Source organism: Terasakiella brassicae, from assembly GCF_014641495.1.
In the GTDB taxonomy this organism is placed as follows: domain Bacteria; phylum Pseudomonadota; class Alphaproteobacteria; order Rhodospirillales; family Terasakiellaceae; genus Terasakiella; species Terasakiella brassicae.
In genome coordinates this window covers 14,615-30,219 of the sequence record NZ_BMHV01000030.1, presented here as the reverse complement: position 1 = coordinate 30,219, position 15,605 = coordinate 14,615, and the positions used below count along the sequence as shown (strand labels likewise).

Genomic DNA, 15,605 nt, shown 5'->3' with positions numbered 1-15,605 from the left:
TCGTTTGATAGAGTTTTTGCCATAAGGGCTGGCCTCCTTATCCAGCCCTTGAATTGAATCACAAATCATCCAGAAAGGGAATCCCTTACGATTCAAAAGCTATGGGAGCTGCTCTAGGTCGCGACGACGCATTTGCGTAAAATGAACAAGCAAATCCCGAGCGACCGAATTTAGGTCGCGACGACGCATTTGCGTAAAATAAACAAGCAAATCCCGAGCGACCGAATTTAGGTCGCGACGACGCATTTGCGTAAAATAAACAAGCAAATCCCGAGCGACCGAATGTAAGACGAAATTTAATCCCGTGTAACTTTGGCCGTAAACATATACCCGCGATTGCGTACTGTTTTGATGAATTTGGGAGCTTTGGGGTCGCTTTCGATTTTTTTACGCAGACGTGTGATCTGCACATCAATACTGCGATCAAAGGTCGGGGTATTGTCACCATGGACAAGATCAAGCAACTGGTCACGGCTGAGAACGCGGTTAGGATGTTCGATGAAGGCTTGCAGCAGGTTAAATTCGCTATTGGATAATTGGGGTTGCATACCGTCCGGTCCGGTAATTTCCAAGGAGGCGAGATCGACTTTCCAGCCATCGAAAATAAACGACATATCGGAACGTTGTGCCCCGCTGGGCACCGTGGTTTGTGTGGTCGCCTGTGTACCGCTGGGTTGTGTGCGGCGAATAATGCTGCGCACACGGGCGAGTAATTCGCGCGGTTCAAACGGTTTCCCCAGATAATCGTCGGCACCGACTTCCAGGCCGATGATACGTTCGGTGGTTTCCCCGCGACCACTGAGGATCATAATACCGATACTGGTACGGCTTTTAATCTCGCGCGTCAGGGATAGGCCGTCCATATCAGGCAGGCCCAAATCGACGACACAAAGGTCAACATGTGTATCTGAGATAATATTCAGGGCAGCTTGGCCGGAAGACGTTATGGTGGTTTCAAATTCCGCATCTTCAAGACATGCGGCGACCACGTCAGCCACAACCGGGTCGTCTTCGACGATCAGAATGTGTTTTGTTTCGCCCATGCTTCGCCCGTTTTTTATTTTTGTTGAAATATTTTGAAATAATATGGGCATATCACGTTTTTCGCAACTGCTAATTTCTATACAAAGATATGCACAAGTTATATTTAGCGTGAATAACAGTGCGGGCTCAAAATGTCTACAACTCTAGCGAAAATAACAGGATCCTCGGCGTCCCGTTTTGTCAAAATATCGTTGATGATATTCCTCTGCACGGTAAAAGGTTCCGGCAGGGGCGACCTCTGTGACGACCGGGTCTGCGAATCGATGGGCGGCATTCAGGTTTTCGATCATTGTTTCAGCGGCTTGTTGCTGGCTGTCATCATGGTAATAGATGGCGGAACGGTATTGGCTGCCCACGTCCGGTCCTTGACGATTAAGGGTAGTTGGATCATGCAGTTCGAAAAACAATTCCAGTAAATCTTCAAAAGAAACACGCGTGGGATCATATGTCAGGTGGACGGCTTCGGCATGACCGGTGGTGTCTGTACAAACTTCACGATAGGTTGGGTCAAGTTTGTGTCCGCCGGTATAGCCGACTTCGGCATCAACAACCCCGCCTTGGTCCCGAAACCGGGCTTCGACGCCCCAGAAGCATCCGGCGGCGAATGTGGCTGATTTATATTCTTTAGACATGAGGTCACCTTTATCTTTTGCACTGTGTCGTTCGGTTCTATAGATATGGCCTATTCAAACGGAATTAAACAGGCCGATCACGAAAATATGAAGACCACCGATGTGGAAAAGCGTACTGACATGGAAGATATCAAACAAAAAATCCGCGAACTTGCCTTGGAAATCGGGTTTGATGATGTGGGGTTTTGCGCGGCCCAAACCACCGATCAACATAAGGCGGATTTGAAGGAATATAACGAACGTGGCTGCCACGGCACGATGGACTGGATGGAAACGACCGAAGAACGCCGCGCAGACCCGAGCGTCCTGTGGGAAGAGGCCAAAAGCATTATAGTACTGGGTCTGAATTACGCCCCCAAGGGGGACCCGATGGCGTTATTGGATCATCCAGATCGCGCCATTATCAGCTGTTATGCCCAAAACCGTGATTATCACGATCTGGTGAAAAAACGCCTGAAACGACTGGCGCGTGAAATGGTGGATCGTTGGGGGTGTGCGCTCAAGGTCTTTGTTGATACGGCCCCTGTTATGGAAAAACCAATCGCCTCGCAAACGGCGCTGGGGTGGCAAGGTAAACATACCTGTCTTGTGTCGCGAAAATTTGGGTCATGGCTGTTCTTAGGCGAGATTTATACAACGTTGGAGATTGAACCGGACAAGGCCCATAAACATAGCTGCGGGTCGTGTACAAGCTGTTTAACCGTCTGTCCGACCGATGCCTTTATAGGCGAAGGCAAAATTGATGGGCGCAAATGTATTTCGTATCTGACCATTGAATATGACGGTGTGATTGAACCGGAATTGGCCCTGAAGATGGGAAACCGGATTTATGGCTGTGATGACTGTCTTGCGATTTGTCCCTGGACCAAGTTCAGCGTACCGACCAAGGAAAAAGATTTTAAACCACGTGCGGAATTTATGGCGCCGCGTCTGGGGGATCTGGTCGGGTTGAATGATGAAGAATTTCGCGATCTGTTTCGGGCTTCCCCGGTGAAACGTATTAAACGACATCGGTTTATTCGAAATGTTCTGATCGCCATTGCCAATGGACGGTGTAGGCAATTGCGCGACAAGGTTGTTGCCTTGATCGAAGATGAACATCCGGTCATCAGCGAGACGGCAAAGTGGGCTTTGTCGGTATTGGATAAAGAGTCGAAAACGTCTGTTTAATATTGTAGAGTGCGGACCAACAGGCCCCTCAGGTATCTATAAGGTAGAGTGTGAATGAAACAGTATCTGGATCTTATGCGTCACGTGCGTGATAACGGCGTTTATAAAAATGACCGCACGGGGACGGGGACCTATAGCGTTTTTGGGCACCAGATGCGTTTTGACTTGTCACAAGGCTTCCCGTGTCTGACGACCAAAAAACTGCATTTACGTTCAATCATCCATGAACTGTTATGGTTTTTGAAGGGCGAGACCAATATCCGGTATCTCAAAGAGAACAAAGTGTCGATCTGGGATGAGTGGGCCGATGAGGACGGTAATCTTGGCCCTGTTTATGGTTATCAATGGCGGTCCTGGCCGACACCGGATGGCAACCATGTGGATCAAATTGCCAATCTGGTTCAGCAGATTAAAAATAACCCGGATTCTCGCCGTTTGATCGTTTCTGCGTGGAATGTCGCCAATATTGAAGAGATGGCCTTGCCGCCGTGTCATTGCCTGTTTCAGTTCTATGTGGCAGAGGGTAAATTGTCCTGCCAGCTATATCAGCGCAGCGCCGATATCTTTTTAGGTGTTCCGTTCAATATCGCATCCTATGCCTTGTTGACCATGATGCTGGCACAGGTTTGTGATTTGGAAGCGGGTGAATTTATCCATACGTTTGGGGACGCACATCTTTATGCTAACCATATGGATCAGGTGGAATTGCAATTGTCACGCACACCGGGGCCATTGCCGACCATGAAAATGAACCCGGATGTGAAAGACCTGTTTGATTTTACTTTCGATGATTTTGAATTGGTGAATTACAACCCGCAGGCCCATATTTCGGCACCGGTGGCGGTGTAATGAAGATCAGTATGATTGTGGCGGTTGCCGATAACGGGGCGATTGGCAAGGATAATAAAATGCTCTGGCATATCCCGGAGGATTTTAAATATTTCAAGGCCACGACGATGGGCAAGCCCATGATTATGGGCCGCAAGACGTTTGAATCCATCGGTCGCCCTTTACCGGGTCGCCTGAACATTGTCGTCACACGGGATCAAAGCTGGCAAGCCGATGGTGTTTTGGTGTGCCATGATCTGGACACTGCCCTCTCGGCAGCTTTTGCCGAGGCAAAGGCGAAAAATGCCGGGGAAGTGATGATTGTAGGCGGCGCGCAGATCTATGCAATGATGATGGAGCGTGCCGAACGGATTTATTACACCGAAGTCCATTGTGAGTATGACCATGATGCGACCTTCCCCGCACTGGATAAGGCGATTTGGCAGGAAGTGTCCCGCGAAGACCATCAGGGGGATGGGAGGGATAAACCCAATTATAGCTTTGTGGTGTTTGAACGTATTTAAATTCGCGGTTTCATGGCATGGCTTTTGCTTTTTTCTTAAGGAAACATTAACCCTTGAGGAAGAGAAAAATGGACGTTGTTGTTGATGGTAAAACCTATGCGGTGAATATTCCCCAAACGGGTTTGCGCAATATGGGGCAGGGTAAGTCTCAGGGAACGGATTTTGCCGCTATGTTGGAAGAACAAAATCAGGTCAAAAATCAAATCATGGACAAAGGTTTCGGAAAATATGTTTCCGATATGCAACAGGAAAAGCTGGAAGAAAAAATCCGTGAAAAAGTGTTGGCGGCAATGGGCTTGACGGAAGAACAGTTTAACCAGTTACCGGCGGAACAACGGGCCGCGATTGAGCAGGCAATTCAGGAAACAATTCAAAAAGAAATGATGGCGCGTGCCGAAGAAAATGCAAAAGGAAAATCCAATCAGGCTGTTTCCGTCCCGCTTATCGCGATGAAGTAAGCTGTTGATTGATCCATAAGGTTGCATCGGCCTCATTCGAAAAGAGTTCAACGGTCATGTCGATATATTGGCGAACCCGTTCAGGATATAGCATATATCGGGTGCGCACATTTTCGATATCATCTTGTTGGACAGCAACGGCAAGAAGGCAGGTTTTGATGCCACACTCGCTGGCTTTACGGGCAAAGATATCGTCAAGAGCTTGGGATAAATCCTCGCTCGTATGTCCGCCAATGGAACAAAGCCTCTAAACATGAATCCCGCATCAAGTGCGGGACAACGATTTTTGATTGGCGAGTTATCCAAAGCACTTTGTCAGCAGTCTGAGCCCTCATATCAGGGGATATAAGGGCTTTTAGACAGTTATATATGTGCGTGCTACGCGTTTAGATCTTCGCCGTTTAAGACTTTTTCGATCAACACGCAGCTTTTGTCCAGACCGTAAAGGGCAAAGAAAGATCCCATACGTGGGCCGGTTTCCTGACCCAGCAGGGTTTCATATAAAGCACCAAACCATTCACGCAGGTTTTCATAATTATGTTCTTTGCCGATGGTATAGACTTCGGTCTGAACATCTTCGCCACTGGTGTCCGGGGCCAATGTTTCCAGCTTGGCTTTTAAATCGGAAAGGGCGGCACGTTCGCCATCTGTCGGGGCCCGGAATTTCTTCGTCGGTTTCACGAAGTCCTGATAGTAATTGATGGAATGGGCCACCAGTTTATCCAGCATCGGGCTGTTGTCCGGTGTTGCATCCGAATTATAGGTTTTGATGAATTCCCAAATGACAGACGGGTTTTCCGTATTCAAAACAGACACGAGATTAAGCAACATATTGAAGCTCAGGGAATGACTGTCGGCTTGCGGATGACCGTTGTGGATATGCCATGCCGGGCTGTCGATTTTTTTTGCATCGTCCAGACTGTCGAATTTTTGAACATGGCTGACATATTCATCGACCGCCTTCGGGATGACATCGAAATACAGACGTTTGGCTGTCTTTGGTTTTTGGAACATAAAATAGGACAGCGTTTCCGGCGGGGCATAGCGCAGCCATTCTTCCATCGACAGGCCGTTGCCTTTGGATTTGGAAATTTTTTCGCCTTTGTCGTCGAGGAACAGTTCGTAGGTGAACTGAACGGGCGGTGTACCGCCAATGGCACGACAAATTTTAGAGGACAGGTTCTGCGAATCGATCAGGTCTTTTCCCGCCATTTCGTAATTGACGCCCAAGGCTGTCCAACGCATGGCCCAGTCGGCTTTCCATTGGCATTTGACCGCACCGCCTTTGACGCTGGTTTCGATTTCTTTTCCGTCTTCGTTCAGATAGACCATCGTCCCGGCATCCGGGTTGGTGGACACGACTTTTGCCAGTAGAACTTTACCGGATTCGGCATCAACTGGCAGAAGCGGACTGTAGGTTGCGCGGCGTTCTTCCCCCAATGTCGGGCGGATGATGTTACAAACTTCTTCGTGGTTACGCAGCAGCGAAAGCAGGGTTTCGTCAAAAAGGCCGTCTTTATAGCATTGTGTCGCACTGCGAAATTCATATTCAAACCCAAACTGGTCGAGGAATTGACACAGGCGGTTGTTGTTATGTTCGCCAAAGCTCGGGTGTGTGCCAAACGGGTCGGGCACAACCGTCAAGGGCTTGCCCAAATGCGGGGCAAGGAGTTCTTTATTCGGGATATTGTCCGGTACTTTGCGCAGGCCGTCCATATCATCGGAAAAAGCAATCAGTTTGGTCGGCATACCGTCTGAAAGAATTTGAAAAGCACGCATCACCATTGTGGTCCGCGCCACTTCGCCAAATGTCCCGATATGAGGCAGACCGGAGGGACCGTAACCGGTTTCAAATAAAACGTAGCCTTTTTCCGGGCACTTGCCGTTCAGACGTTTAAGGATATTGCGTGCTTCAACAAAGGGCCAGGCTTTTGAGTGGTGCGCGGCTTCACGCGCGTGCAGGGAAGGGGCATCCGATGGCATCGCAGGTCATCCTTAAAAAAGTGAATTGTTGGGGAGAATAATATCTCCAAGGCTGGGCAAACTAAGGCTATGGCTGACATTCGTCAATAGTTTCACGTCAATCATGTCATTTGTTTCACCTAAACGGCGAATGTAAAAATGTAAACTCTCGTTCTGCTTCATGTAAGAGCTTGAATTTTTTTTCAAATGATTCCATAATGAATGCGACAGAATGTATCTTATATAGGAGAGAACTCCAATGGGTAACAGCATGACAATTACGTCCTCGGACGGTCGTGTTGATATCGTTGCTGCACCCGATGGCGTGCAGGCCGATAGTAATTTCGGGCAAGGGTATCAACAAGGTAGCGGCCATTCAGAGGAAATCGAAGACATCGTTAGTATCGGCATCGCCTTGTCTGTGGCGGAGAAACTGAAAGAAGCTCAAGACGAAGTTGAGCTTATGAAGATTCTCGGCATTGACGAGGAAAAAGCGCGTGAGCTCGTCGGTATCGTTGGTGAACAATATCAGGAACTTCCCGGTGAACGTCTCGGTAAAGATGAATTTCTTTACGATACCGTGCGTGAGGTCGTTATTGATATGCTGACAGCAAATGTGGGCAATGAAGATGAAGTTGTCATCTTCAGAACATTCGAGACACGTTTGGCTGAGCGAATTCGTGAAAAGCAAAGTGATCCGATTAATCGCGAACAGCAGAATAAAGCTGAAGGGATTGATGGGGACGAGGCATCTGAGTAACGATTAAATTCGGGTTTGGCGGTTAACGAAGGCGCTAGGAAGGGATTCTTGGCGCCAGTAGGTGTGCCTGAAATTTAGAAAAATCGTCTCCGTGAAAGCCTGTGCTGGAAATTGTATAAAGTGCAGGCTATTGTGTCGAAATGAATGTCAAGAATGATACGTTAAGCCAGATTTCTCAGCCGATTCGCATGCCATGTGTTCCCGTTCTGGTAACGCATGTGCGTTCGTGTGCATGGTTGAGTTTGGATGGGGAAATTGAAACGCTATCGCAAAAAGAAGGCGCACGCCGACTGTCCACCAGTGAAATCCCTGTACTGGTTTTACATGCCTTGGCGACAGCACGACGTTTGCGCTGCGGCCCGTTTCCAAGGCTGGATATTCTTGAACTCTTTGCCTTTGTGCGTCCCGCCCAATTTTGCTTGCCTACCCCGCGCGGGATTGCAGACAGCCTTGGCTTGCCCAAGCCCGTAAGTCTGGAAGATGAAGTGGAGACGTTACGCAATGCCTGCCAGCAATTGCTGGGGGAACTGCGCGCGCGTTCCAGTAAGGATTTGATAACGCTGGCCTGGGCCATGAAGACAGGTGGTTGGAGTTGGGGGAATATCGTTCTGGATGCCTTGGGGGGCAAAGAAGGTGATGCACCACACAGCGGTGCGTTATTACGATCCTTGCAAATCTGGCATAAGTTAAAAGAATGGGTTGAAAGTGCCCCGCCGCCACAACCGGGTCATTTACCGGTTGAACCGGTGGAGGCACGCGCCCGTCTGGACCTTTTATTGGGTGCAGATGCAGAAGTTCGTCTGGAACAGAAAGATTACGCGGCGTCAATTTGTGAAGCGTTTCAAGCGCCGAACGCGGTGGGGGAACCTGTCATGGCTTTGGTGGAAGCCGGAACAGGGGTCGGCAAAACGCTTGGCTATATTGCACCGGCGAGTGTCTGGGCAAAAAAAAATCAAGGTGCTGTCTGGATCAGTACTTATACCCGAAACCTGCAACGTCAGTTGGATAGCGAACTGGACCGTCTGTACGCTGACCCGAACGAAAAGAAGCGTAAAATCGTTATTCGAAAAGGGCGGGAGAACTATTTTTGCCTTCTGAATTTTGAAGAGGCGGTTTCACGTTTACGTCTTCGTAGCGATGATGCGCCTGCCTTGGGCCTGATGGCACGCTGGGCCTTGGCAAGCCGGGACGGGGATATGATCGGTGGTGATTTTCCGTCTTGGTTAAAAGAACTTCTGGGGGCACGCCTCACTGTTGATATGACGGATACGCGCGGGGAATGCGTTTATTCGTCTTGTTCCCATTACGCAAAATGTTTTATCGAAAAAACGGTCCGCCGGGCACGTCGGGCGGAACTGGTTGTGGCCAATCATGCCTTGGTGATGATACAGGCCGCACTGGGCGGGACGGAAGAGGCCCTGTTGCCGACCCGCTATATCTTTGATGAAGGCCATCATGTGTTTGATGCGGCGGATAATGCCTTTTCAGCGCATTTGTCCGGTCAGGAAGGGGCAGATTTAAGGCGTTGGTTATTGGGCGCAGAAGAAAGCAGCCGATCACGCGCACGCGGGTTAAAGGCACGCATTGAAGATTTGGTGGCAGGGCGCGAGATGGAAGAGGCCTTGGAAGAGGTCATGCACCATGCGCGTATCTTGCCGGGGCCAAGTTGGCATCAGCGTATCAGCAGCGGTGAACCGATGGGACCGTTTGAAGATTTCCTGCGTTGCCTGCGCCAGCAGGTCTATGCCCGTGATATCAACAACGGATCGCCCTTTAGTCTGGAAGCCGCCATTCATCCACCGGTCGAAGGCGTGCTGGAAACGGCGGAACGTTTAAAATCGGCGTTGGAAAAAATGCGCATCCCGATGCAAAGCCTGATTAAAGGAATGATGGCGTTGATGGATGAAGAGGCGGACGAACTGGACAGTGCCAATCGTCAGCGTATTGAGGCCACGTGCGCCAGTTTGGAACGTCGTGGCGTTCAACAACTTTTGGCGTGGTGTTCGATGCTGGATAGCCTGTTTGGCGAAACGCCACCGCAATTTGTCGACTGGTTTTCGGTTGAACGGATTGAGGGCCGTGACATGGATGTGGGCATGCATCGTCATTGGGTGGATCCGACCATTCCCTTTGTCGAAGAGGTGGTGGAAAAATCACATGGGGTTGCGATTACGTCTGCCACTTTACGGGATGGCAGCGGTGATGAAGAATTGGACTGGAAGGTTGCGCAGGCGCGTACCGGTGTATCCCATCTGGCGCGCCCCGCCTTGTTACATGATGTGAAATCACCTTTTGATTATCCAAAACAGACCCGGGTTTATATTGTTGATGATATCCGCAAGGATAATCTGGATCAGATTGCGGCAGCTTATCGTGAATTGTTTGTCGCAGCCGGTGGGGGCGGTTTGGGGTTGTTTACGGCGGTGAACCGATTGCGCGCGGTTTATCAACGCATTGCCGAACCGCTGGATCGAACGGGGATTCAACTTTTATCCCAACACGTTGATGCAATGGATGTGGGCACATTGATTGATATTTTCCGTGGGGAACAAAGCAGTTGCCTGTTGGGCACTGATGCGGTTCGGGACGGGGTTGATGTCCCGGGCGATTCCTTGCATTTAATCGTTTTTGATCGGGTGCCTTGGCCGCGCCCGACCATCTTGCATAAGGCGCGTAAACGATCTTTTCCGGCGCGCTCCTATGATGAAATGATTGCCCGCTTGCGCATGAAACAGGCGTTTGGACGATTGGTGCGCCGTAAATCTGATCGGGGTGTGTTTGTCATGCTGGATCGACAAACACCAACACGCATGTTGGGGGCCTTCCCTGACGGGGTTGAAGTCGTGCGCACCGGACTGGCAGAAACGATCAAAGGTGTGCACGAGTTTTTATCTGAAAAATGACCGTTCTGCTTACGGGGCCTAAATCTTACTTTCTTCCAGAACCCGTGTGATTTCCGCTAAAGTTGACGCCACATCAATCGGTTTGGTTAAATAGGCTTTAAACCCGAGATCACGGCCCTTTTCAACTTCACGCGGCATGGCATTTGCGGTTAAGGCGATGACCGGGATATCGCACATGTTGGGATCGTCACGCATAACTTCAAAGGCTTCGAACCCGTCCATGCCCGGCAGGTTGATGTCCATCAAAACCAGATCCGGTTTGCTGTTTTTGATCAGTTCAAGACCTTCTTCAGCCGTACCGGCTTCGATAAAATCGGTACGTGGAAGCTGTGTAATAAGTTCCCGCATGAGGCGCATGTTGGCCGGATTATCTTCGACATAGAGGATGCTGTTGGTGCCGTCGATGCGTTTGGGCAGATGGCTGATTTCCAAATCCAGCTCCGGTGCATCGCGCACAATCGTTTCATCGGATAATGGAATATCAACCCAGAAAGTCGAGCCTTCGCCCAGCTTACTGTCCACGCCGATTTCACCACCCATAATTTCAATCAGGTGTTTGGTGATGGTCAGTCCGATCCCTGTGCCTTCGATGTCGGTGTTTTCGGCATTTAATCGGTTAAAGGGCTGGAAGAGCTGGTCCTGATTGCCTTCTTCAATGCCATACCCCGTATCTGTGACGGTATAACGCCAGAAACCTTGCGGGCCTTCTGAACTATCAAGAATGACTTTGCCGTTTGCAACGTTGTACTTGATGGCGTTGGACAGCAGGTTGGACAGCACCTGTTTGAGGCGGGTAAAGTCACCGATGACATATTTTTCGGGAGTGTCGTTGCCTGTGCGTTGAATGGAAATATTTTGCTCGCTTGCATAGGCATCAATCATATCGACACATTCATTAACGACATTGTTTGGATCAATGTTTTCAATGGACAGGTTGATGCGACCAGACTCGATCTTGGCAAGGTCGAGAACTTCGTTAATCAGTTCCAGAAGCAGATTACCGGCCTTGAGGACGTGTTCGATATATTCAGACTGTTTGTCGGAAAGCGGGTGGCGTTGATCCATCAACAACAATTGTGCAAATCCGAGGATGCCGTTCAGCGGTGTACGTAATTCATGGCTCATACGCGACAGGAATTCGGATTTGGCGCGGTTGGCTTTTTTCGCTTCTGTCGTTGCGGCCTGCAATTCATGTGTGCGTTCTTCAACGCGATGTTCCAGTTCGTCACGTGCGCGGCGCAGTTCACGTTCCGCACGTTTTATTTCCGTAATATCGGTCTGGATCCCAACGCGGCCCCCCGCATGTGTGGGACGTTCACGAATAAGAAGATGGCGACCATCCGTCAGGGCGACTTCGATGGAACCGCTTGTGTCCCAGTTATACGCACTGCGCAGGTCGTGATAGGAACGCCCGAAATGATCGACGGCAGGCACGACACCGCGTTCGATGTCCAGTTCAATGAGGCGGTTATAGCTGATACCGGCGCGAATATCTTCGTCGCTATATTCGTAGAAATCCTTGAAGCGTGTATTGCATAAAACAAGATTTTGCTGTTTGTCGAACAAAATAAAGGCTTCAGAGATATTTTCGATGGCATCTTTCAGGCGGGCTTCGGCTTCGACGGCAGCGTTACGGGCAGCGCGCAGGGCGGCATCGGTTTCGATTTGGTGGCTCATCATATCGTTAAAGGCGTTGATGACTTGGCCCACCTCGTCAGTAGATTGCCATTTTACAGGTTCATAATCGTCCGTCACCTTGGCGCGACGGATCCCTTTGAGCAGTAAATCAAGGGGTTTACCGATAAGACGTTGTGAAGCAATGAACGTTCCACCGACAAGCGAGGCCGCCAATAAAATAAGAATGAAACTGTCGAAAATGAGGCGTTCCAACGCCTGACTTTGAACTTGATCATCGCCAAAAATCAGAACGAGTTTACCGACAACTTCGTCACGTTCTGAACCCGAAAAGATAATGTCTCGGGTAACCTTCAGTTCCGGGACATTGGGTTCTGCGCCTTCTTCACCGACATGTTCCAGAACATGACCGTAATCATCCAGCAAGGTGCCGCTGATAAAATGCGGATTGTTGGCCAAAGTGCTCATCGCCAGTCGAATGGATTGTTCGTCGAAATTCCAGACGGGAACGGAGAGGGTAGAGCTTTGGAAATCCGCGATCTGTTTGATTTGTTCGTGGAGACGTTTGTTGGCGTTGTGGTAATTGCGATATTCGAATGCTGTAAACAGGACGACCATACTTACACCTACGATTAACAAATAGGTGGCCAGCAGTTTGGTTCTTAAGCTCCAGGTTCGTTTTGTTTCAGGCATCCACTCCTACCCCGCTTTTTTACGGACACTTCTACGGTCAAGTTTAAAAGCTTTGTGTAAAACTACAACTTGAATTTCGTACTAAGTTCCATAAAGCGTCCAGAAATTATATATTTTAGAGGATTAATGATTTTTTTCACCTTGAGATATGGAATTATTCTAGAGTGTACAGGTGAAAAATGCTCTAAAAAATAATCAATAGTTACTTAAAATAATTATTTAGTAATTAAAAATTGTTTATCAACTTTCTCTGTCTTGTGATCATGTTCCGGGGAAAAGGGACGCTTTTGGATCGAATCGTTTGTTATCCTAGAAAAATTGGATCAGGCTGTTTTATGGAGCAGATCGTGCATGGCTTTGGTCAGCCGATCAATTGACACGGGTTTGGTGATGAAAAAATCAATTCCGAAATTTTCCGCATTTTCCATTGTGACGGTTTGATCATACCCGGACATCATGATGACGGGAATTTCCGGTCGGATTTCATGGATGGCTTTAATGAGCTGGGCACCATTCATTTTTGGCATTGTCTGGTCGGTCAGAATGATCTGGTATTTATCCGGGTCGGCCTTAAAGGCTTCCAACGCCTCCAGTGCGCTGTTGAAGCTGTCGAAGCTGTAGCCGACATCTTCAAGGAGTTCTTCCAGAAAATTGGTGTTAAGAAGTTCATCGTCAACAATCAGCGCACATTCCATATTGCCTTCATAAATTTCTTCGGCCGCTGGCATGGTGGCGACCGGTTGATCACTGACGGGGAGGTATATGGTAAAGGTACTTCCTTCGCCAAGGATGCTTTTAACGAAAATATCACCTTTATGATCCTGAACAATGGCATGCACCATTGCGAGACCCAGACCCGTTCCTTTCCCGCTTTCTTTCGTCGTGTAGAAGGGGTCAAATATTCGGGTAAGGGTCTGTTCGTCCATACCATGCCCGGTATCACTGATCGATATTTTGATATGCGGTCCGATGTCCAGTATGGGGGATGTATCCGCGATTTCAGCTTGCAACATGCAATGTTCCATGCTCACGCGAAGGGTACCACCGTCTTTTTCCATTGCCTGATTGGCATTTGTACAAAGGTTCAGGATCATCTGTTGAATTTGTGTGTGATCGACAATAACCGGGGGGCAATCCTTGGGGATGCTGAGCTCGATATCGATATTGGATGGCTGTGTAGCCTTAATCAGTTGCAGGGTATCTTCCAATATAGGGGCAAGGAAGCGGCTTTCCATCTCGCTTTCGCTGCGCCGGGAGAAGCTGAGGATTTGTTTAATCATGTCGGCCCCGCGTTTGGCCGACTTTGCAATTTGTGTGATCCGCTCGTGATTGGGACTGTCTTTGTCAATGCGGGCCGACAGTAACGAGGCATACCCTAAAATAGGCGTAAGGATATTATTGAAATCATGCGCAATGCCACCGGCCAGTGTGCCGATGGTTTCCATTTTCTGAGCCTGACGGAGTTGCTGTTCCAGTTTCTTTTGTCTGTTTTCCTGTTCGCGGCGTTTGGTAATATCGGTGATGAAGGCAACTGTGCGTGCCTTGGCGCTTTTTTCATATGGGAGTTTGGATAGATTGATTTCGACCGGAACACGTTTCCCATCGCATCGCCTCAACCGTAATTCATAAGTCCGGTGCGGACGGTTGTTATCATGTCTGAAATAATCGGACAAAATATCCATATCATCGGGATAGATAAATTTTGATAAGGGGGAAAAGAGCATTTCCTCGCGACTGTAACCCAGCAGCTGACAAAGCGAGGAATTGATATCAACCAGTTCCATTTTATCGATTTCTATGATGGCAAAGCCTTCCGATGTGGCTTCGATAATTGCGCGCAAACTGCCTTCGGTTGCTTTCAGGGCGTCTTCGGCTTTTTTACGCGCGGTAATATCCTGCCCGGAACTGAGGACGCCGATTGTTTCACCATCGCGATTAACTTCGCGGGCGTTGTGCCAGAAAATGCGCCGCCGTTCCCCCCGTTTGGTGATGATGTCATTTTCCAGATAGCTGGAAGGGGTCAGGTTTTTAAGCTGACCCTTTTGCGTAAAGAAAAGATTGTTAAATATGCGCAAGGTATTGGTGCGGTTTTCGCGCGGGATTGCGGTTTCGAACCAGTTTTTTCCTAAAATTTCGCCGGCTGTGCATCCCATGACATCAAGGCCGCGTTGATTGATCTTGAGGACGCGTCCTTCTATATCAAGGCGCAAAATGATGGCTTCGGCGATTTGCAGAAAACGTTCATTTTCTTCTTTCTGACGTTTGAGTTCGCTTTCGGCTTTTTCTTTTTCCTTCAGGTGAGAACCGATAACGTTCAACATATTTGTACCGCTCAGGGTTACATCTTCAAATTCTGTTCCTTTTAACGCAGGGGAAAGGCTGAGTTGGCTTTGACTGGGGGCTTGCGGATTGATACGGGTAAAGTCATCGGCCAGACGTTGCAAAGGGCGGGTGACGCGGTTGTGAAAAACATAAAACAGGAAAATGGCAATCAGGAAGCTTTGAACCAGTGCCAGACCTAAAATAATCAGGGCACGTTTGAAAAAAGCCTCAGCCGTTTGATGGGGGACGACCTCAATATATAAACTGCCGATACTTTTATCGGGTTCGCGTTGCATATGTAAGTCGATTGTATAGGCGTATTTCGGCTTGAAAAGATGCTTGGAAATGGTGGCAAAGGGCAGGGCGCCCCGGTAGCGTTCCAGCGTGGACATAATGGTGTTGTTTTCATCGCGAATGGTCACGCTGGAAATAGGGGGGAAGGCGAATAAACCGTTTGCAACCTCGACGGCAAGCCCGGCATCAAAGGTATAGACGGCCCGAACAGCGGCTTTTTCAACCGATCCCAATAAGCTTGCGATTTGATTGTTGAAATTGTCCAGACGTTGTTGATAATCCCAGACGACAAGCAGGCTGCCGATAATAAGCCCAAGGCATAATGTCAACAGAACAATGGTTCTGGCCATTCGATAAGCGATGGTATGTTGTGTCTGGAT

General features: G+C 48.9%; 11 protein-coding genes. 6 read left to right on the top strand and 5 right to left on the bottom strand.

Features of this window, described 5'->3' with window-relative positions:
• Positions 1 to 296 precede the first annotated feature (296 nt).
• Together IEW74_RS15280 and msrA are read right to left on the bottom strand one after the other, a co-directional pair.
• Positions 297 to 1,043 (bottom strand): response regulator transcription factor, encoded by a 747-nt coding sequence (locus IEW74_RS15280; RefSeq protein WP_188666736.1) that lies wholly within the window; start codon positions 1,041 to 1,043, stop codon positions 297 to 299.
• Between the two features lie 144 nt (positions 1,044 to 1,187).
• Entirely contained in the window at positions 1,188 to 1,676 is a 489-nt protein-coding gene (gene msrA, locus IEW74_RS15275) for a peptide-methionine (S)-S-oxide reductase MsrA (protein ID WP_188666734.1), read from the bottom strand.
• A gap of 45 nt (positions 1,677 to 1,721) precedes the next feature.
• Between msrA and queG the strand changes: the two genes are divergently transcribed.
• From queG to IEW74_RS15255, 4 genes are all read left to right on the top strand, one after another.
• Positions 1,722 to 2,846: a tRNA epoxyqueuosine(34) reductase QueG gene (queG, locus tag IEW74_RS15270; protein ID WP_229734385.1), complete on the top strand. Its 1,125-nt coding sequence runs from the start codon at positions 1,722 to 1,724 to the stop codon at positions 2,844 to 2,846.
• Positions 2,847 to 2,900: 54 nt separating this feature from the next.
• On the top strand, positions 2,901 to 3,695 hold the full coding sequence (locus IEW74_RS15265; RefSeq protein WP_188666731.1) for a thymidylate synthase: 795 nt from the start codon (positions 2,901 to 2,903) through the stop codon (positions 3,693 to 3,695).
• Entirely contained in the window at positions 3,695 to 4,198 is a 504-nt protein-coding gene (locus IEW74_RS15260; protein WP_188666729.1) for a dihydrofolate reductase, read from the top strand. The genes IEW74_RS15265 and IEW74_RS15260 overlap by 1 nt, the downstream gene beginning before the upstream one ends.
• Before the next feature lie 68 nt (positions 4,199 to 4,266).
• The gene (locus tag IEW74_RS15255) at positions 4,267 to 4,656 is read left to right on the top strand and encodes a hypothetical protein (RefSeq protein WP_188666727.1); all 390 of its coding nucleotides are present in this window, start codon (positions 4,267 to 4,269) and stop codon (positions 4,654 to 4,656) included.
• 378 nt (positions 4,657 to 5,034) lie between these two features.
• Here IEW74_RS15255 and IEW74_RS15250 read toward each other — a convergent pair whose 3' ends face one another.
• A complete protein-coding gene (locus IEW74_RS15250) occupies positions 5,035 to 6,639 on the bottom strand; it encodes a lysine--tRNA ligase (RefSeq protein WP_188666725.1) in 1,605 nt (534 codons plus the stop codon).
• Positions 6,640 to 6,889: 250 nt separating this feature from the next.
• Between IEW74_RS15250 and IEW74_RS15245 the strand changes: the two genes are divergently transcribed.
• Positions 6,890 to 7,378: a hypothetical protein gene (locus IEW74_RS15245; RefSeq protein ID WP_188666723.1), complete on the top strand. Its 489-nt coding sequence runs from the start codon at positions 6,890 to 6,892 to the stop codon at positions 7,376 to 7,378.
• A 140-nt stretch (positions 7,379 to 7,518) separates the two neighbouring features.
• A complete protein-coding gene (locus tag IEW74_RS15240) occupies positions 7,519 to 10,281 on the top strand; it encodes an ATP-dependent DNA helicase (protein ID WP_188666721.1) in 2,763 nt (920 codons plus the stop codon).
• Between the two features lie 18 nt (positions 10,282 to 10,299).
• On the opposite strand, the gene IEW74_RS15235 is transcribed toward IEW74_RS15240, so the two are convergent.
• The gene (locus IEW74_RS15235) at positions 10,300 to 12,609 is read right to left on the bottom strand and encodes an ATP-binding protein (RefSeq protein WP_188666719.1); all 2,310 of its coding nucleotides are present in this window, start codon (positions 12,607 to 12,609) and stop codon (positions 10,300 to 10,302) included.
• A 323-nt stretch (positions 12,610 to 12,932) separates the two neighbouring features.
• Positions 12,933 to 15,575 (bottom strand): PAS domain-containing hybrid sensor histidine kinase/response regulator, encoded by a 2,643-nt coding sequence (locus tag IEW74_RS15230; RefSeq protein ID WP_188666717.1) that lies wholly within the window; start codon positions 15,573 to 15,575, stop codon positions 12,933 to 12,935.
• Between the last annotated feature and the right edge of the window lie 30 nt (positions 15,576 to 15,605).

Excerpts from the sequence above, each read along its gene's own strand:
- IEW74_RS15280 (WP_188666736.1), bottom strand. The coding sequence starts at position 1,043 with ATGGGCGAAACAAAACACATTCTGATCGTCGAAGACGACCCGGTTGTG.
- msrA (WP_188666734.1), bottom strand. The coding sequence starts at position 1,676 with ATGTCTAAAGAATATAAATCAGCCACATTCGCCGCCGGATGCTTCTGG.
- queG (WP_229734385.1), top strand. The coding sequence starts at position 1,722 with ATGGCCTATTCAAACGGAATTAAACAGGCCGATCACGAAAATATGAAG.
- IEW74_RS15265 (WP_188666731.1), top strand. The coding sequence starts at position 2,901 with ATGAAACAGTATCTGGATCTTATGCGTCACGTGCGTGATAACGGCGTT.
- IEW74_RS15260 (WP_188666729.1), top strand. The coding sequence starts at position 3,695 with ATGAAGATCAGTATGATTGTGGCGGTTGCCGATAACGGGGCGATTGGC.
- IEW74_RS15255 (WP_188666727.1), top strand. The coding sequence starts at position 4,267 with ATGGACGTTGTTGTTGATGGTAAAACCTATGCGGTGAATATTCCCCAA.
- IEW74_RS15250 (WP_188666725.1), bottom strand. The coding sequence starts at position 6,639 with ATGCCATCGGATGCCCCTTCCCTGCACGCGCGTGAAGCCGCGCACCAC.
- IEW74_RS15245 (WP_188666723.1), top strand. The coding sequence starts at position 6,890 with ATGACAATTACGTCCTCGGACGGTCGTGTTGATATCGTTGCTGCACCC.
- IEW74_RS15240 (WP_188666721.1), top strand. The coding sequence starts at position 7,519 with ATGAATGTCAAGAATGATACGTTAAGCCAGATTTCTCAGCCGATTCGC.
- IEW74_RS15235 (WP_188666719.1), bottom strand. The coding sequence starts at position 12,609 with ATGCCTGAAACAAAACGAACCTGGAGCTTAAGAACCAAACTGCTGGCC.
- IEW74_RS15230 (WP_188666717.1), bottom strand. The coding sequence starts at position 15,575 with ATGGCCAGAACCATTGTTCTGTTGACATTATGCCTTGGGCTTATTATC.